The 403-nt window shown below is 70.7% G+C and carries 1 protein-coding gene; it reads right to left on the reverse strand.

Features of this window, described 5'->3' with window-relative positions:
- Nucleotides 1-275 (reverse strand): DEAD/DEAH box helicase family protein (locus D7Y13_RS44260; protein WP_158626263.1); only part of this gene is annotated, 275 nt, incomplete at its 3' end.
- Nucleotides 276-403 lie beyond the last annotated feature (128 nt).

A 403-nucleotide genomic window follows, 5' to 3' on the forward strand; every position in this document is an offset into this window, starting at 1 on the left:
GTCTTGTTCGGGGCGAGGATGATCGCCGGGCGCTGCGTCTCCTCGATCACCTTCGCCATGGTGAAGGTCTTGCCGGTGCCCGTCGCGCCCAGCAGCACCTGGTTGTGCTCGCCCGCCAGCACGCCCTGGCTGAGTTCGGCGATGGCGGCGGGCTGGTCGCCGGCGGCCTCGAAGTCGGTCTTCATGACGAAGCGCCGGCCCCCCTCCAGCTTGTCGCGCAGCGGCTTCTTCGGGCCGAAGAGGGCCGGCATGTGCTCGGGCGCGTTGTTGTGCATGGGGGGCCTCGGCGGCGGGGGAGGTCCCATAGATGGTCCCTTTTCGTTCTCGCATCAAGGCGTCGGCTTGCGCGCGGCACCCCTGGTGGGGCACAACGCCCGGGCCCGACCCGGAGGAGGCCCCCATG

The sequence above is a fragment of the Corallococcus praedator genome, from assembly GCF_003612125.1.
Classification (GTDB): domain Bacteria; phylum Myxococcota; class Myxococcia; order Myxococcales; family Myxococcaceae; genus Corallococcus; species Corallococcus praedator.